Source organism: Arthrobacter sp. ZBG10, from assembly GCF_001238605.1.
Classification (GTDB): Bacteria; Actinomycetota; Actinomycetes; order Actinomycetales; family Micrococcaceae; genus Arthrobacter.
Window position 1 is genome coordinate 1 of sequence record NZ_LFQH01000025.1, and the last position, 16,164, is coordinate 16,164.

14 protein-coding genes are annotated in these 16,164 nt (G+C 66.2%); 10 read left to right on the top strand and 4 right to left on the bottom strand.

Translation table 11 applies throughout. The features are described 5' to 3' along the window. Nucleotides 1–209 precede the first annotated feature (209 nt). Nucleotides 210–2,222 carry a M3 family metallopeptidase gene (locus ACU18_RS06020; protein ID WP_050684629.1) on the bottom strand — a complete coding sequence of 671 codons (2,013 nt, stop codon included), beginning with the start codon at nucleotides 2,220–2,222 and terminating at the stop codon, nucleotides 210–212. An 84-nt stretch (nucleotides 2,223–2,306) separates the two neighbouring features. Here ACU18_RS06020 and ACU18_RS06025 point away from each other — a divergent pair, with 84 nt between their 5' ends. Further along, nucleotides 2,307–3,551 carry a CapA family protein gene (locus tag ACU18_RS06025; RefSeq protein ID WP_050684630.1) on the top strand — a complete coding sequence of 415 codons (1,245 nt, stop codon included), beginning with the start codon at nucleotides 2,307–2,309 and terminating at the stop codon, nucleotides 3,549–3,551. 7 nt (nucleotides 3,552–3,558) lie between these two features. Here ACU18_RS06025 and ACU18_RS06030 read toward each other — a convergent pair whose 3' ends face one another. Both ACU18_RS06030 and ACU18_RS06035 read right to left on the bottom strand, forming a co-directional pair. Beyond that, complete coding sequence (locus ACU18_RS06030; protein WP_050684631.1) at nucleotides 3,559–4,296, bottom strand: type 1 glutamine amidotransferase; 738 nt, start codon at nucleotides 4,294–4,296, stop codon at nucleotides 3,559–3,561. Next, entirely contained in the window at nucleotides 4,293–5,585 is a 1,293-nt protein-coding gene (locus ACU18_RS06035; RefSeq protein WP_197273528.1) for a Mur ligase family protein, read from the bottom strand. Before ACU18_RS06035 ends, ACU18_RS06030 begins: the two co-directional genes overlap by 4 nt. 89 nt (nucleotides 5,586–5,674) lie before the next feature. Between ACU18_RS06035 and pdxT the strand changes: the two genes are divergently transcribed. The 9 genes from pdxT to ACU18_RS06080 all read left to right on the top strand — a co-directional run bounded on the left by pdxT (nucleotide 5,675) and on the right by ACU18_RS06080 (nucleotide 15,567). Beyond that, a complete protein-coding gene (gene pdxT, locus ACU18_RS06040) occupies nucleotides 5,675–6,385 on the top strand; it encodes a pyridoxal 5'-phosphate synthase glutaminase subunit PdxT (protein WP_050684633.1) in 711 nt (236 codons plus the stop codon). 3 nt (nucleotides 6,386–6,388) lie between these two features. Next, complete coding sequence (locus tag ACU18_RS06045) at nucleotides 6,389–7,144, top strand: YebC/PmpR family DNA-binding transcriptional regulator (RefSeq protein ID WP_050684634.1); 756 nt, start codon at nucleotides 6,389–6,391, stop codon at nucleotides 7,142–7,144. 31 nt (nucleotides 7,145–7,175) lie between these two features. Further along, complete coding sequence (ruvC, locus tag ACU18_RS06050; protein ID WP_050684635.1) at nucleotides 7,176–7,754, top strand: crossover junction endodeoxyribonuclease RuvC; 579 nt, start codon at nucleotides 7,176–7,178, stop codon at nucleotides 7,752–7,754. An 89-nt stretch (nucleotides 7,755–7,843) separates the two neighbouring features. Next, the gene (gene ruvA, locus ACU18_RS06055) at nucleotides 7,844–8,488 is read left to right on the top strand and encodes a Holliday junction branch migration protein RuvA (protein WP_050684636.1); all 645 of its coding nucleotides are present in this window, start codon (nucleotides 7,844–7,846) and stop codon (nucleotides 8,486–8,488) included. Beyond that, entirely contained in the window at nucleotides 8,481–9,569 is a 1,089-nt protein-coding gene (ruvB, locus tag ACU18_RS06060; protein ID WP_050684637.1) for a Holliday junction branch migration DNA helicase RuvB, read from the top strand. The genes ruvA and ruvB overlap by 8 nt, the downstream gene beginning before the upstream one ends. Nucleotides 9,570–9,774: 205 nt before the next feature. Next, complete coding sequence (gene yajC / locus ACU18_RS06065; RefSeq protein ID WP_050684638.1) at nucleotides 9,775–10,170, top strand: preprotein translocase subunit YajC; 396 nt, start codon at nucleotides 9,775–9,777, stop codon at nucleotides 10,168–10,170. A gap of 94 nt (nucleotides 10,171–10,264) precedes the next feature. After that, nucleotides 10,265–12,022: a protein translocase subunit SecD gene (secD, locus tag ACU18_RS06070; RefSeq protein ID WP_050684639.1), complete on the top strand. Its 1,758-nt coding sequence runs from the start codon at nucleotides 10,265–10,267 to the stop codon at nucleotides 12,020–12,022. Then, entirely contained in the window at nucleotides 12,022–13,038 is a 1,017-nt protein-coding gene (secF, locus tag ACU18_RS06075; RefSeq protein ID WP_050684640.1) for a protein translocase subunit SecF, read from the top strand. The genes secD and secF overlap by 1 nt, the downstream gene beginning before the upstream one ends. 141 nt (nucleotides 13,039–13,179) lie before the next feature. Beyond that, nucleotides 13,180–15,567 (top strand): RelA/SpoT family protein, encoded by a 2,388-nt coding sequence (locus ACU18_RS06080; RefSeq protein ID WP_050684641.1) that lies wholly within the window; start codon nucleotides 13,180–13,182, stop codon nucleotides 15,565–15,567. Here ACU18_RS06080 and ACU18_RS19255 read toward each other — a convergent pair. After that, complete coding sequence (locus ACU18_RS19255) at nucleotides 15,448–16,152, bottom strand: type IV toxin-antitoxin system AbiEi family antitoxin (RefSeq protein WP_157407599.1); 705 nt, start codon at nucleotides 16,150–16,152, stop codon at nucleotides 15,448–15,450. The genes ACU18_RS06080 and ACU18_RS19255 overlap by 120 nt on opposite strands. Nucleotides 16,153–16,164: the final 12 nt, after the last annotated feature.

A 16,164-nucleotide genomic window follows, 5' to 3' on the forward strand; every position in this document is an offset into this window, starting at 1 on the left:
GTCGACGAGATCCCGCAGCCACACCGCCTCGCAGAACGCGGCTGGTAACTCCCGCAACTGCTGTACCCCCGACGCCGGTTCCCCGCCTTCCAGAGGTGGGGGACCGGCGTCGTGCTTTCCCAACTGACTCGCAGTTGTTGTCGTTTTGAGGGCTCAAAACGACAACAACTGCGAGTCAGTTGGGAGGGGGGAGGGGGGGAGGCGAGAGGTTACTCCAGGCCGCGGCGCTTCAGCAGGGGTTCGAGTGTGGCATCGCGGCCGCGGATGCTGCGGAACGAATCGAGCGGGTCGCGGCTGTTGCCCCGGCCCAGCAGTTCCCGGCGGAACCGTTCCCCGTTGGCACGGGTCATACCGCCGCTTTCGGTGAACCAGTCCACCGTCTCCGCGTCCAGGACCTCGCTCCAGATGTAGGAGTAGTAGCCGGCCGCGTAGCCGGCACCCGCGAAGATGTGCTGGAAGTAGCCGGTCCGGTACCGCGGCGGAATCAGCGGGTGCGCGATCCCTGCGGCGGCGAGTGACTTGTCCTCGAAGGCCAGGGCGTCGTCCGGGACGGCGGCCTGCTCCAGCACATGCCAGGCGAGGTCCAGCAGGGCAGCACCCAGGTACTCGGTGGTGCCGAACCCTTCGCCCCACAGCAGCGAAGCGTTCAGCTTGTCCACCACGGACTGCGGCAGCGGCTCGCCGGTGGCGTGGTGGCGGGCGTAGTTGGCCAGGACCTCGGGCCACATGATCCACATCTCGTTGACCTGGGACGGGTACTCCACAAAGTCCCGGGGAACCGAAGTCCCCGAGAACCGCGGGTAGGTAACGTCCGAGAACAGCCCGTGCAGGGCATGGCCGAACTCGTGGAACGTGGTGCGCACCTCGTCGAGCGTCAGCAGGGTGGGTTCCCCGGCCGGCGGCTTGGAGATGTTCAGGGTATTGATGACCACGGGTTTGGTGCCCAGCAGCTCCGACTGATCCACCAGCGAGTTCATCCAGGCCCCGCCGCGCTTGGACTCACGGGTGTAATAGTCGCCCAGGAAAAGGCCCAGTTCGCTGCCGTCCTCGTTCCGGACCTCCCACACCCGCACGTCCGGGTGGTAGCCGGACAGGTCGCCGCGTTCGTGGAACGTGATGCCGTACAGGGAGGTGGCGGCGAAGAAGACGCCGTCCGTCAGGACCCGGTCCAGCTCGAAGTAGGGCCGCAGGGCCTGCTCGTCCACCTCGTAGCGGTCTTTGCGGACCTTCGCCGAGTAGAACGCCCAGTCCCAGGCCTCCAGCGGATGCCCTGCCTGTTCCGCCAGTGCGGCAGCCTCCGCGTCCGCGTTGCGCACAGCGGCGGGGGCCATCCGGTTCAGCATGGCCTGCACGGCTTCGAAGTCCGGGGCGGTCTGCCGGTCCACCACCAGCTCTGCGTAATTCTCGAAACCCAGGAGGTTTGCCTTTTCCGCACGGAGCGCTGCGGTGGCCCGGGCAATGTCCAGCACGTCCAGGGCGCCGCCGCTGCTGCCGCGGGCCACGGACGCTTCGAACAGCCGACGGCGGACGTCCCGGTTTTGGAGCGCGGCGAGGGCCGGCTGGTTGCCCGGCTGGATCAGGGTCAGCAGGTACTTTCCGTTGTGCCCTGCTGTGTTGGCTGCCTCCGCGGCGGCGGCAACGTCGTCTGCCGGCAGTCCGGCGAGGTCGCCGGCGTCGTCCACCAGCAGTGCCGCGGCCTTCATGCCGGCCTTGACCCGCTGCCCGAATTCCGTGCCCAGGGCGGCGAGTTCTGCATTGATCTCCTTCAACCGCTTCTGGCCGGCCGCGTCGAGTGCGATGCCTGACTGCCGGAACTCCTTCAGGTACTCGGCCACCAACCGGACCGCCTCGGGGCCGCAGTCCGCCGTGCTGATGGCGGCAAACCGTTCGTAGAGGTCCCGGTTCAGGTAAACCTCATCCTGGTGCGCGGAGAACCGCGGGGACAGCTCGGTTTCGAGGGCGCGGATCTCTTCTGATGCATCCGCGGATACCAGGGTGAAAAACGCCGACGCCGCGCGGTGGAGCAGCCTGCCGGACCTTTCCATGGCCAATGCGGTGTTTTCGAACGTGGCCGGCGCCGGGTCCACCACGATGGCCTGGATTTCAGCGAGCTGGCTGGCCAAGCCGGCCCCGATGGCCTCCGCATAGTCCGAGGGCCCAAGCTGGGCGAACGGAGGAAGCTCATAGGGCAGGGGACTGGGGTGGAGGAGGGGGTTCGTCATGAGGTAAACCTTTCACAGCCCGGGCACGCTTCTCAACGCGGCCAAATGCCTGCGGCGGGTCCTGGCCGTCCCTAGAATGGCGTTATGGGGATCACATCAGGCATAACTTCCCGGCGCTGGCTGGCAGCAGCCTCGGCCGGAGCGCTGCTGACGGCGCTGGCCGGCTGCGGCCTGGTGGCCGAGCAGAACCGGGCGACGGCGGACCCGCAAACCAACGCGGCCACGTCCAAGGCCACACCCACAGCCACCGTTCCGGCGCCGGTCCCCACCCCGGGCCAGGGGCCCGACTGCCCCGTCCTCCGCTGCACCACCGTCCTGGTGACGGGGGACATGCTGGTCCACACCCAGCTGTGGCAGCAGGCGCAGCAGGACGCCGTGGCCGCCGGTAAGCCCGGCCTGGACTTCGTGCCGCTGCTGGAAGGCCAGCGCCGCTACATCGACAGCAGTGACCTGGCCATCTGCCATCAGGAAACGCCGGTAGCAGGACCTGATGGGCCTTTCTCCGCGTACCCGTCGTTCAACGTTCCACCCCAGATCATCACTGCCGCGAAAAATGTCGGCTACCAGGCCTGCACCACCGCCAGCAACCACACCATCGACCGCGGTACGGACGGCCTGCTCCGGACCCTTGACCAGCTGGACGCCGCGGGGCTCAAGCACACCGGCTCCTACCGGACCGCAACTGAATCCCAGGGCATCCTCATCATGCAGACGCCGGCCGCCAAGGTGGCCATCATCCAGGCCAGCTACGGGCTGAACGGCCAGATCGCCGAATACCCGTGGCAGGTGGACATGCTGGACGCCCCGGCCATGATTGCTAAGGCCGTTAAGGCCCGGGCCCTGGGCGCGGACATCGTCCTGGGCGTGATGCACGCCGGCGACGAATATGCCAGCGTCCCGAACGGCCAGCAACAGGACGTAGCCCACGCCCTGGTGGACAGCGGACAGTTCAGCATGGTCTACGGCCACCACACCCACTCGGTGCTGCCCATCGAAAATTACAAGGGCACCTGGATTGTGTACGGCCTGGGCAACGGGGTCACCGAGCTATCGCCCTGGTATGTGGTCAACAACGAGGGCCTGCTGGTCCGGGCCCAGTTCGCCCAGGACGCTGCAGGGAAATGGGCGCCCACGGACCTGGCCTGGGCGCCGTCGGTCATTGTCCGGGACCCTTACCGGTGGTGCTCCGTGGCGTCGGACGCCCCGCAGGGGACCTGCGCCGGCCCGGAAGAGGACGCCGCCACCAGGGCGCGCACCACCGAAGTGGTGGAGTCCATGGGCGCAGCCGCCGCGGGCGCCCATGAGCTGCTGGTGACCCGGCAGCCCTGAGGGATTCCTAGCGGGGCCGCCGGGCGGCGTGTTCGCGGGCCAGTACCGCGTAGGAGTCGTCCGGGGTGCCCGGTTCGAAGCTGCCGAACTTCCGTTCCGCCGCCGTCCTGATCAGGAAATCGGCGATGGCAGGGTTCTTGGGCAGCAGCGAGCCGTGCAGGTAGCTCGCCACGATGTTGCGGTAGCGGGCGCCCTCATGGCCGTCGGCGCTGTTGTTCCCGGTGCCCTTCGCCGCCGTGCCCAGCGGACGGACGCCGTTGCCCAGGGTGGTTTGGCCGCTGTGGTTCTCGTAGCCCAGCACCTCGCCGAATTCGGTGGTGGCCACCTTGACGTTGCCGATCAGCCGCTCATCGGTGCCCAGCGTCTCCACATCCAGGATGCCGATACCCGGGATGACAGTGCCGGTCCGGGTCTTGAAGGACTTGCCAAAAAGCTGGTACAGCCCGCAGATGACCAGCATGGGGGCGCCGTCCTCGGCCAGGTCCGTCAATTCGACGGCCCGGGCCTGCAGGTCGTCCTGGATCACCAGCTGGCCGCTGTCCTGCCCGCCGCCGCCAACAATGATGTCCACGTTGGCCGGGAACTCATCGCCCACGTTGTATTCGAGCAGCTCGGGCGTGTAGCCGTGCCAGCCGATGCGCTGCTGCAGCACCAGGGCGTTGCCCCAGTCGCCGTAGATGTTCATGTCCCGCGGATACAGCTGGAGGACCCGGAGGGTGCCCTTGTCCTGGTGTCCGGTGCTCATGAGACAACCTCCACGGTGGTGATCTTGGACAGCTCGCGGCGGATGGCCAGCATTGCCGTATAGGTGCAGAAAATGCGTTTCGGCTTGCCGGCAGCTTCCCGGATAAATGCCGCCAGGGCGGGTGCGATCTCGGGCTGGACGGCGCCGATCCGGACGTCGTCGTACTGCAGCCGGAGGGCCATGTCATAGGCCCTGGACCCGGTGAGCTGGTCCACCCCGCCGGGCTGCAGCGAGTCGAACCCGACGTCCCACAGCCAGGACATGTCCCGGCCGTCCGCGTAGTTGTCGTTGATGGCGATCATGGTGGCGTACCCCTCTGCGGGGAACGACTTCAGGCCAAGCCGGAAACCGCTGGGGTTTTTCACCAGGACCAGGTCCAGGGGCTGGCCGTCCACGGTGAGGCTTTCGCCGCGCCCGAACGCGGGTTCCACTTTGCCCAGCGCAACGAGCAGGGCGTCGTGGTCCGCGGTGGCGGCGCCCCCGCCGCAGATGCTGCGGGCCAGCGTCAGCGCGGCGGCAGCGTTGAAGATGTTGTACACACCTCGCAGCTTCATCCCGGTGGTGACGGTGCCGCCGTCGTACTCAAAGGCAGCGGAGTCCGCCCCCACTGTGCGGAGCACGACGTCGGCAGCCGGCTTCTGCGGCAGGGCCGCCGGGGCGGGGCTGCCGGGAGCGGTGCGCATGTCGTCGTCGTTGGGGAACGTACTGAGCAGGGAATCGTCGAGGCCGAAGTAGCGGACGTCCTGCCCCGTCAGGGTCTCCGCGATCCGCGCCACGCGCGGGTCCTCGCGGTTCAGCACCACGGTGCCGGTGGTTTTGTCCGCAATGTGCTGGAGCAGCTGGGCAGTTTTATCGATTTCGCCGAACCGGTCAAGCTGGTCCCGCAGGACGTTCAGCAGCAGGCTGTACCGCGGCGGAACACTGTTAACGAAGTGCACGGCGTGGGCTTCATCCAGTTCCAGGACCGCCACATCCGCCTTGAGCCGGCCGCGCCAATCCACGGCACCCAACAGTGCAGCGGCCACGCCGCGGGTGAAGTTGCTGCCCGTCCGGTTGGTGAACACGGTCAGGCCCTGGCTTTCGAGCAGTTCCACGACCATTTTGGTGGTGGTGGTTTTGCCGTTTGTGCCGCTGACCACCGCCACGCCATGGGGGAGGGTGGTCAGCGTGCGCCGCATAAAGCCAGGATCGATTTTCTCGACCACCAGGCCGGGAAGGGCGGAGCCGCCGCCCCGGAGCCGGGACACCCGGCGGACGAGCTTGCCGAGCGGAACACTGATGTAGAACATGGTTCGAATATATCCCAGCAGCGGCATGGAACCGCCGCAGGCTTCCCCTGTCCGCGGGCCCGGCAACCGCCGCACCGTATGCTGGATGGATGACAAATTCCCTACCTGTTGCTCCCGCGCGCCCGGGTTCCGGCATGCGGATCGGGGTGCTCGCCCTGCAGGGCGACTTCCGGGAACATCTCCGCGCCGCCGAGGCGACAGGCGCCCACGGCGTCAGCGTGCGCCGGCCAGCGGAGCTGGACGGACTGGACGGCCTGATCATTCCCGGCGGCGAGTCCACCGCGATCGACAAGCTGGCCCGCGCCTTTGAGCTGGCTGATCCGTTGCGCGAACGCATTGCCGGCGGCCTGCCCGTTTATGGCTCCTGCGCAGGCATGATCCTCCTGGCCCAGGACATCGCCGATCCCGCCACCGACCTGGCCGGTGCGCCCCAGCAGACTTTCGGCGGCCTGGACATCACCGTCCGGCGCAACGCCTTTGGCCGGCAGCGTGAGTCCTTCGAAACGGACCTTGAGTTCAAGGGGCTGGACTTCAGCGCCACGGAAACCGGCGTCGCCCCGGTGCACGCAGTATTCATCCGCGGCCCCTGGGTTGAGCGGGTTGGTCCCGGCGTGGAGGTCCTGGCCCAGGTGGAACCGGCCGACGCCGGCCACGCGTCCCACGCCGCCGCATTGCCGGGGGCCGCTAGAATTGTTGCAGTGCGTTCCGGCCAGCTGCTGGCCACCTCCTTCCACCCGGAAGTGACGGGCGAAAAGCGCATCCACGAACTTTTTATCCGCATGATCAGAGGAGAAGCGTAAAGCATGTCAGGCCACTCCAAATGGGCAACCACCAAGCACAAAAAAGCCATCCTTGACAGCCGACGCGCCAAATCCTTCGCCAAGCTGATCAAGAACATCGAAGTTGCTGCCCGCATGGGCGGCCCGGACCTCTCCGGCAACCCGGGCCTGGAACTGGCTGTCACCAAGGCCAAAAAGACCTCGGTCCCCGCGGACAACATCGACCGCGCCATCAAGCGCGGCGCCGGCCTCACCGGCGAAGTGGTGGACTACACCGAGATCATGTACGAGGCCCGCGGCCCGCAGGGCTCAGCCCTCCTGATCGAGTGCCTCACGGACAACAAAAACCGTGCCGCATCCGAGGTCCGGCTCGCGATCTCCCGCAACGGGGGCACCATCGCCGACCCCGGCTCCGTCAGCTACCTCTTTACCCGCAAAGGCGTGGTGAACCTGCCCAAGAACGGTCTCACCGAGGATGACGTGCTGATGGCCGTCCTCGATGCCGGCGCCGAGGAAGTCAAGGACAACGGCGAGACGTTCGAGATCCACTCCGAGCCCACCGACCTCCAGGCCATCCGCGACGCGCTCAAGGAAGCCGGCATCGAGTACGACACCGATGAGGCCGAGTTTGTCCCGTCCATGCAGGTGGAACTCGACGTCGACGGCGCCCGGAAGTTCCTGAAGCTCGCGGACGCGCTGGAGGAACTCGACGACGTCCAGAACGTCTATAGCAACGCTGACCTGAGCAGCGAAGTGCAGGCCGCACTGGAATCCGAGTGACCTGCCGGTACCCCGCCGCGGAGGCCCGGACTTGACCCTCAGGGTACTGGGGGTTGATCCGGGCCTCACCCGTTGCGGGATCGGCGTGGTGGATGTTGAACGCAACCGCCGCGCCACGATGGTGGGTGTGGGTGTGGTGGGCACCTCGCCGGAGCAGTCCCTGGACCAGCGGCTGCTGGTGATCGCCCTGGCCATCGATGACTGGCTGGACCGCTACGAACCGCACGTGGTCGCAGTGGAACGGGTCTTCTCCCAGCTGAACGTCAGTACCGTGATGGGCGTGGCCCAGGCCTCTGGCGTGGTGATTGCTGCGGCGGCGCGGCGCGGCATCCCGGTGGCCATGCACACGCCGTCCGAGGTCAAGGCCGCGGTGACCGGGAGCGGCACGTCCAATAAGGATGCGGTGACCAAGCTGGTGACCAAGATCCTGCGGCTGGACGCTCCTCCCCGCCCGGCGGACGCCGCCGACGCATTGGCCCTCGCCATCACGCATGCGTGGCGGGCCGGCAGCGGGGCGGCTGTGGCCACCACGGGTCCCGGCAGCTCATCGCTTACGGCGGCCCAACGGGCGTGGGCCGAGGCGGAAGCAAAAGCGCGGCGCGGACGCTGATTGCCCCGGCCGCTTGCTAGGGTATTCGTAGATATGTTCGGATAGCCGGCGTTGACCACAACGGCCGGCAGTACACCAGGAGTACGGCCTTGATCAGTTTTCTTCGCGGAACAGTAGCCCACGTAGGCCTGTCCACGGCCGTCATCGACCTCAACGGCGCCGGCATGAGCGTCAACGCCACACCGCAGACCCTCAGCCGACTGCACGTCGGTGAGGAAGGCAAGCTGTTCACGTCACTGATAGTGCGTGAAGATTCACTGACGCTTTTCGGGTTCGCCTCGGATGACGAGCGGGAAGTTTTCGACATCCTGCTGAGCGTCAGCGGTGTGGGTCCCCGGCTGGCGCTGGCAGTCCTGGCGGTCCACGAGCCGGAGGCCATCCGGGTGGCTGCGCACAGTGGCGACAGCAAAACCTTCACCAAGGTGCCGGGTATCGGCCCCAAGGTTGGCGCCCGGATTGTCCTGGAACTGGCCGGAAAGCTGGTGCCGCACGGAACGGCCGGCGCCGCAGGGGTGCCCACGGCCGCCGAAGCTGCCTGGAAGCCGCAGGTGGTGGCCGCCATGACCAGCCTGGGCTGGTCCGAGAAGGACGCCTCCGCCAGCATCGACAAGGCCCTCGCCGACGATCCCGAAGTCTCGTTCCGGGGCAACGTCGCGGAAATCCTGCGCACCACGCTCCGCTGGCTGGGCCAGGACGGCGCGCGGGCCGGCAACCGCATAGGCAGCCGTGGCTGAACCGTCACTGGTGGCAGCGGGGGAGGAGCCCGAGGAGCGGGCCATTGAAGCCGCCCTCCGGCCCAAGAACCTGGACGACTTCGTTGGCCAGCACCGGGTACGCAAACAGCTCTCCCTGGTGCTGCAGGCGTCCAGGATGCGCGGCCGCAGCGCAGATCACGTCCTGTTCTCGGGTCCGCCCGGGTTGGGCAAAACCACCCTGGCCATGATCGTGGCCGCCGAAATGAACGCCCCGCTGCGCATCAGCAGCGGCCCGGCCATCCAGCACGCCGGTGATCTCGCGGCCATCCTGTCTTCCCTCTCCGAGGGGGAGGTCCTGTTCCTCGACGAAATCCACCGGATGTCACGGCCGGCCGAGGAAATGCTGTACATGGCCATGGAGGATTTCCGGGTGGACATTGTGGTGGGCAAGGGGGCCGGTGCCACTGCCATTCCGCTGGAACTGCCGCCGTTCACCCTGGTGGGTGCAACGACCCGCGCGGGTCTGCTCCCCGGACCCCTGCGGGACCGGTTCGGGTTCACCGGCCATCTGGAGTTCTACTCGGTTTCCGAACTGGAACTCGTTTTGCGCCGCTCGGCGGGGCTGCTGGACCTCAAGGTCAACTCTGCAGGGTTCAGCGAAATCGCCGGCCGGTCCCGGGGAACCCCGCGTATCGCCAACAGGCTGCTGCGCCGGGTACGCGACTGGGCCCTGGTCCACGGCATCGAACAAATCGACGCCAGGGCAGCCTCCGCGGCCCTGGACATGTACGAAGTGGATAAAAAGGGCCTTGACCGGCTTGACCGTGCCGTGCTTGAGGCGCTTATCACCAAATTCGGCGGCGGGCCTGTGGGCCTGTCCACACTGGCCATCGCCGTGGGCGAGGAAACGGAAACCGTGGAAACGGTGGCCGAGCCATTCCTGGTCCGGGAGGGGCTGCTGGGCCGCACCCCCCGGGGCAGGATCGCGATGGCTCCGGCCTGGACCCACTTGGGGTACGCCGTTCCCGCCGGAGCCTTCGGCCAGGAGCAGCTGGACCTGTTTGAACCTGCCGTTGAACCTGTCTGGCCGTCGTCCGGCTGGGATCCGGAGAGCCAATAGCAGGCTCCGTTCAGCTTTTCCCTCTAGACTGGTATGACGCCCGGCACGTTCGGGTCTTTGTTCCTGCGGCCACTGTGATTCCGGCTGCCCCGGGCTGTTGGGAAATCCGTCAGGGTTTCCGTGCGCACGGCCGGCGGAGGGAACAAGCCGACGGTGCCGGAAAACCGGCTAGGTAAGTAAAGAACGGATTTTTCCCTTGGATTTAATGTCAATTCTCCTCTTCGTCATGCTTGGCGTTTTCATCTTCATGATGTTCCGCCGCAACAAGAAGACGCAGCAGCAGCAGGCGCAACTCCAATCGCAGTTCGCTCCCGGCGTTGAAGTGATGACCAGCTTCGGCCTCTTCGGCCGCATCGTCGAGATCGACGACGCCGAGAACAAGGTCACCCTGGAACTCTCCCCGGGCAACCTGGCCACCGTCCACCGCCAGGCCGTCACCAAGGTCGTTGAGCCAACGGCAGTGCCGGAAGACGAAGCCCCGGCCGTACCGGATGATGCCTCCTCACTCACCGGCCAGGAGGCCGGAACCACCGCGGCACCGCTGGAGACCCCGGACGAGACGATGAAGCGCCTCAACGACGAAGGCAAAAAGGACAGCTAGTTCCGCTGCCGCCCCACACACCTCTACCGCTGCGGACAACCGCCGGTGCAAACATGCACCGGCGGTTCCACCGTGAATAAGAGAAAGATCGACAATGGCACGAACTGGCCCTAAGAAATCAGGCCTCAGGGTCCTGGTCTGGCTCGGCGTTATCCTCGCCGTCCTGACTGCGGTCCTGGCCGGCGGGACCCTCGCCGGGCAGGCAAGCTGGGCGCCGAAACTGGCACTGGACCTTGAAGGCGGCACCCAGATGATCCTGGCGCCCAAGGTGGAGGGCGGTTCGGACATTAACGAAGAGCAGCTCAACCAGGCCGTCTCGATCATCCGGCAGCGCGTCGACGGCTCCGGCGTCTCCGAAGCTGAAATCAGCACGCAGTCCGGGCGCAACGTAGTGGTGAGCCTCCCGGGCGTGCCGTCCAAGGAAACCCGCGACCTGATCCAGGTCTCCGCAGACATGAACTTCCGCCCCGTGCTGCTCAACGGTGCCGGCGCGGTGGTTCCCGAAGAGTCCCGGGCGCCCGAGGACCAGCTGCCGAAGCCCACTGCGGAGCCGGCCAACAGCAGCGACGTCAACTGGATCACCCCCGAGATCTACCGCGAGTTCGAGGCGCTGGACTGCGACAACCCGGCACAGGAGGAGCTGGAACGCTCCGATCCGGCCAAGCCGCTGGTCACCTGCGAGCCCGCCACCGAGACCGCACCTGCCATCAAGTACATCCTGGGTCCGGTGGAGGTCAAGGGCAGCAGCATCGTCACGTCCTCCTTCCAGCTCCAGCAGGGTGCGCAGGGCGCGGTCACCAATGACTGGGCAGTGAACATCCAGTTCGACGACGAGGGTACGGCCAAGTTCAAAGAGGTCACCGAACGCCTGAACCAGTTCTACGTGGCGGCCGGCGGCGAGTCGGGCAGCGACCCCAAGGCCCAGTTCGCCATTGTCCTGGACGACCAGGTCATCTCCGCCCCCCGGTCCCTGGCAGTCATCACCGACGGCCGGCCGCAGATCACCGGCGGCTTCACCGAAGCGTCCGCCAAGGCCCTCTCGGACCAGCTGAAGTTCGGTGCGCTTCCCATCAGCTTCGAGATCCAGAGCGACCAGCAGATTTCCGCCACCCTGGGTGGTGAGCAGCTGCGCATGGGCCTCCTGGCCGGCATCATCGGTCTGCTCCTGGTGGTGGTCTACTCGCTGTTCCAGTACCGCGCGCTCGGTTTGGTCACCATCGCCTCCCTGGTGGTGGCAGGCGCTTTGACCTACCTTGCCATCGCCATCCTCGGCTGGACTGAGAACTACCGGCTGTCGCTGGCCGGCGTGGCAGGCATCATCGTTGCCATCGGCCAGACAGCGGACTCGTTCATCGTCTACTTCGAACGCATCCGCGATGAACTGCGCGAAGGCCGCGGCCTGGTATCCGCCGTCGAAAACGGCTGGAAGCGTGCCAAGCGCACGGTCCTGGCCTCCAAGGCCGTCAACCTCCTCGCCGCCCTGGTCCTGTACTTCGTAGCGGTGGGCAACGTCCGCGGCTTCGCGTTCACCCTGGGCCTGACGGCCCTGGCGGACCTCCTTGTGGTGTTTATGTTCACCCACCCGACCCTGCAGCTGCTGGCGCGCACCAAGTTCTTCGGCGAGGGCCACCGGTTCTCCGGCCTTGACCCCAAGAAGCTCGGAGCCGTGCCGCTGTACCGTGGTGCCGGCCGAGTGCGTACCCCTGAGGACAAACCGGGCGTGGTCCGGGCGAAGAACACCGGTGCGGCCGCAGAGGCAGAACGCCGGATGACCATCGCCGAACGCCGCCTGGCCGAAAAGCAGGAGCAGCTTGCGGGCTCGTCGAAGAACGCAGCGAAGGAGAACAAGTAATGCCAAGCTTCGCCAATTTCGGTAACGAGCTTTACACCGGCAAGCGGTCCTACAACTTCGTGGGCGCCAAAAAGATCTGGTTCATCATCGCGGCCGTGGGGGTGGCCCTGTCCATCATCATTCCGGTGGCCAAGGGCGGGTTCAACCTGGGCATCGAGTTCCGGGGCGGCTCTGAATTCACGGTCTCCAACGTCCAGAGCACGGACGCCGCCCTGGGCGAGCAGGTTGTCACGGACGTCGTTGCGGGCAGTGTTCCGCGCGTCGCCAACGTGGCCGGAACCACCATGCGGATCCAAACGGACAAACTCACCGATGACGAGACCCTCCGGATCAAGGAAGGCCTCACCACGGCCTACGGGGTCACCGTCGACGAGGTGACGTCCACGTTCGTGGGCCCCACCTGGGGTGCTGACGTGACAAAGCAGGCGCTGATCGGCCTGGTGGTCTTTGTGCTGCTGGCTGCGGTGCTGATGGCGCTGTACTTCCGGACCTGGAAAATGTCGCTGTCCGCGATAGCCGGCATGGTGGTGACCATGTTCATCACGGCCGGGGTCTATGCCCTCAGCGACTTTGAGGTCACACCGTCCGCCATCATCGGCTTCCTGACCGTGCTCAGCTACTCGCTGTACGACACGGTGGTGGTGTTCGACAAGATCCGGGAAAACACCTCCGAGCTGGACGCCTCCACCCGGCGTACCTTCGCCGAGGAGGTCAACCTGGCGGTCAACCAGACCCTGGTCCGGTCCATCAACACGATGATGGTTGCGATCCTGCCCGTGGGCGCCATCCTGTTCATCGGTGCCGGCCTGCTGGGGGCGGGCACCTTGCGTGACCTGTCGCTGGCACTGTTCGTTGGCATCCTGATCGGCACGGCTGCCACCATTTTTGTGGCAGCCCCCATGTACGCACTGCTGCGCCAGAAGGAACCCGACCTGCTCAAACAGGAGAAGCGGGTGGAGCAGCGGCGCGCCGCGTCGGCCGGGAACACGCCGGCTGCAGAGGCTGCCACAGCCTAAGGCCGGCACCGCACGTCCACGGATGGGCCGTACAGCGTATTCATTGCGCCGTGCGGCCCATCCGTTATTTGGGGCCGGTTAGAGAACTCGACGCGCTGAGGAATAGACTGAGGTAATTAAACGGTGGTGAGGGGTACTTCATTGGAAGAACGTTCGGCGTCGGCTACTGCGGCACAGGGTAAAGTCCCTGCCGACGTGCAGGCAGGGACTGCGCCTGCGGCGCGCCCGGGTTCCCTGGTACCGGTTGACAACTCCGGCTCGCGACCCACCTTTCCGGGCCGCCGGGAACGGACCCGGTCCCGGCTGGCACGGCTGACCGGCCGCGGCGCGGCGAGTTACTCGCCCATCCTGGAACCCCTGCTGCGGACTGTCCGCGCCAACAACCCCAAAGAGGACTTCGACCTCATCCAACGCGCCTTCGACGTTGCTGAACAAAGCCACCGCGGGCAAAAGCGCAAGAGCGGCGATCCCTACATCACTCACCCCGTTGCGGTGGCCACCATCCTCGCCGAACTGGGCCTCAGCGGCACCACCCTGGCCGCGGCGCTCCTGCACGACACCGTGGAGGACACCCCATACACACTGGCGGACCTGAAACGCGACTTCGGTCCGGAAGTGGCCATGCTGGTGGACGGCGTCACCAAGCTGGACAAGGTCAGCTTCGGCGAGGCGGCCCAGTCCGAGACCGTCCGCAAAATGGTTGTGGCCATGGCCAAGGACATCCGCGTGCTGATGATCAAGTTGGCCGACCGCCTGCACAACGCCCGCACGTGGCGTTTTGTCTCCGCTGAGTCCTCGGCCCGCAAGGCGCGCGAAACCCTCGAAATCTTCGCCCCGCTGGCCCACCGGCTGGGTATGAACACCATCAAGTGGGAGCTCGAGGATCTGTCGTTCGCCGCCCTGTATCCCAAGGTGTACGAAGAGATTGTCCGGATGGTGGGGGACCGCACCCCCGAACGGGAAAAGAGCCTCGGGGTGATCCGGGACCAGATCACGGATGACCTCCGCACGGCACGGATCAAGGCGACCATCACCGGCCGGCCCAAGCACTACTACTCCATCTACCAGAAGATGATTGTCCGCGACAAGGACTTTGACGATATCAACGACCTGATGGGCGTCCGTGTCCTGGTGGACTCCGTCCGGGACTGCTACGCGGCCCTGGGCACCATGCATTCGCGCTGGAACCCCTTGCCGGGCAGGTTCAAGGATTACATCGCGATGCCCAAGTTCAACATGTACCAGTCGCTGCACACCACGGTGATTGGTCCCGGCGGCAAACCCGTGGAAATCCAGATCAGGACCCACGAAATGCACCGCCGGGCTGAATACGGCGTGGCGGCGCACTGGAAGTACAAGGACCAGCCCAACAGGACCGCGGTGGGGCCGGGGAGCCCGCGCGACGGTGACATGGGGTGGCTGCGTTCCCTGGTGGACTGGCAGCAGGAGACCTCCGATCCCGGCGAGTTCCTCGATTCGCTGCGGTTTGAAATCAACGCCCGCGAAGTGTTTGTCTTCACGCCCAAGGGTGAGGTGATGGCCCTTCCGGCCGGGTCCACCCCCGTGGACTTCGCCTACTCGGTGCACACAGAGGTGGGGCACCGGACCATCGGCGCCCGCGTCAACGGCAAACTGGTGCCGCTCAACAGCGAACTGAACCATGGCGACTGGGTGGAGATCTTCACCTCGAAAGCCGAAGGCGCCGGCCCCAGCCAGGACTGGCAGCACTTCGTCAAGAGCGCCCGGGCCCGGAACAAGATCCGGCAGTGGTTCAGCAAGGAACGCCGCGAAGAAGCCATCGACAGGGGCAAGGAACTGCTGACCCGTGCCATGCGGAAGCAGAACCTGCCGTTGCAGCGCCTGATGACCCACGAGGCACTTGCCGCGGTGGCCGAAGAGTTCAAGTACGTGGACATTTCCGGCCTCTACGCCGGGGTGGGCGACGGTCATACGTCCGCGCAGTCCGTGATGGAAAAGCTCGTGGAGAGCCTGGGCGGCAACGAGAACGCCGACGACGACATCACCGAAGTCAGCATTCCGACCCAGGTGACCAAGGCACGTTTCTCGGACTCGGGCGTGGTGGTCCGCGGTGTAGGCGACGTGTGGGTCAAGCTCGCCCGGTGCTGCACGCCGGTCCCGCCCGACCCCATTCTGGGCTTCGTCACCCGGGGCTCTGGCGTTTCCGTGCACCGTACCGACTGCACCAACATATCGGACCTGAAAGACCAGCCGGACCGGATTGTCGACGTGGACTGGGCACCCACCCAATCCAGCGTTTTCCTTGTGGAAATCCAGGTGGAAGCCCTGGACCGGAAATCCCTGCTGTCCGACGTCACCCGGATCCTGTCCGAGAACCACGTCAACATCCTGGCTGCAAGTGTGCACACCTCCACCGACCGCGTGGCCATCTCAAAGTTCGCCTTCGAGATGGGGGACCCCAAGTACCTCAGCCACGTCCTGAGCGCCGTCCGCAGGATCGACGGGGTCTTCGACGTGTACCGCACCACCGGGAACAAGCGCCGGAGCTAACCTGGCCAGTTTGGCCAGGGCAGCGCGTTTGTGGGGCACCCGCGGTGACGCCTCGATGGCCAGCACCAGCAACCTGAGCCTGACGTCATTCTGCGGCCTGGCCAGGAGGTTCGCCAGTGCAGGGACGGCGCGGCCCTCCTCCACGTGGAGGGCCACGTCCACGGCTGTCCGCAGCGGGCTGGAGACCATCAGGCCGCCCAGGCTGACCACATCGAAAGGCCCGAGCCTCACCTCGTGCAGGGTGCAGCCCCTGGTGTTGCGCAGGCTGGAGACGCGGCGCTTGGCGTCCACCAGCAGCGCCAGCCGGTCCGGTTCAGCCGCGCAGCCGTAAATCCAGGCAGCGGTCATGCGGCCTGCCACCACCCTGCGGCGGACCTGTAAGGGGACAGCACCCGCTGCCGCCCGGGCCCGCAGCTGGCTCGATACCTGGACTTCCGGCAGGACATAGCCATGCTGGTGGATTCTGGCCAGCAGCCCGTCAGCTGCCAGCGCCTGGAGTTCCGGCCACGCAAAGGGCAACCCGGGGACATACAAGTCGGGAAACTGGTGCCCGGGACTGCCGGGCGGGGCTGGAGGGGATGCCATCCGTCAATCCTG

Bases quoted from the DNA above. Each gene is read 5' to 3' on its own strand.
- ACU18_RS06035 (WP_197273528.1), bottom strand. From the start codon at position 5,585: ATGTTCTACATCAGTGTTCCGCTCGGCAAGCTCGTCCGCCGGGTGTCC.
- ACU18_RS06025 (WP_050684630.1), top strand. From the start codon at position 2,307: ATGGGGATCACATCAGGCATAACTTCCCGGCGCTGGCTGGCAGCAGCC.
- secF (WP_050684640.1), top strand. From the start codon at position 12,022: ATGCCAAGCTTCGCCAATTTCGGTAACGAGCTTTACACCGGCAAGCGG.
- ACU18_RS06045 (WP_050684634.1), top strand. From the start codon at position 6,389: ATGTCAGGCCACTCCAAATGGGCAACCACCAAGCACAAAAAAGCCATC.
- pdxT (WP_050684633.1), top strand. From the start codon at position 5,675: ATGACAAATTCCCTACCTGTTGCTCCCGCGCGCCCGGGTTCCGGCATG.
- ACU18_RS06020 (WP_050684629.1), bottom strand. From the start codon at position 2,222: ATGACGAACCCCCTCCTCCACCCCAGTCCCCTGCCCTATGAGCTTCCT.
- yajC (WP_050684638.1), top strand. From the start codon at position 9,775: ATGTCAATTCTCCTCTTCGTCATGCTTGGCGTTTTCATCTTCATGATG.
- ACU18_RS06030 (WP_050684631.1), bottom strand. From the start codon at position 4,296: ATGAGCACCGGACACCAGGACAAGGGCACCCTCCGGGTCCTCCAGCTG.
- secD (WP_050684639.1), top strand. From the start codon at position 10,265: ATGGCACGAACTGGCCCTAAGAAATCAGGCCTCAGGGTCCTGGTCTGG.
- ACU18_RS19255 (WP_157407599.1), bottom strand. From the start codon at position 16,152: ATGGCATCCCCTCCAGCCCCGCCCGGCAGTCCCGGGCACCAGTTTCCC.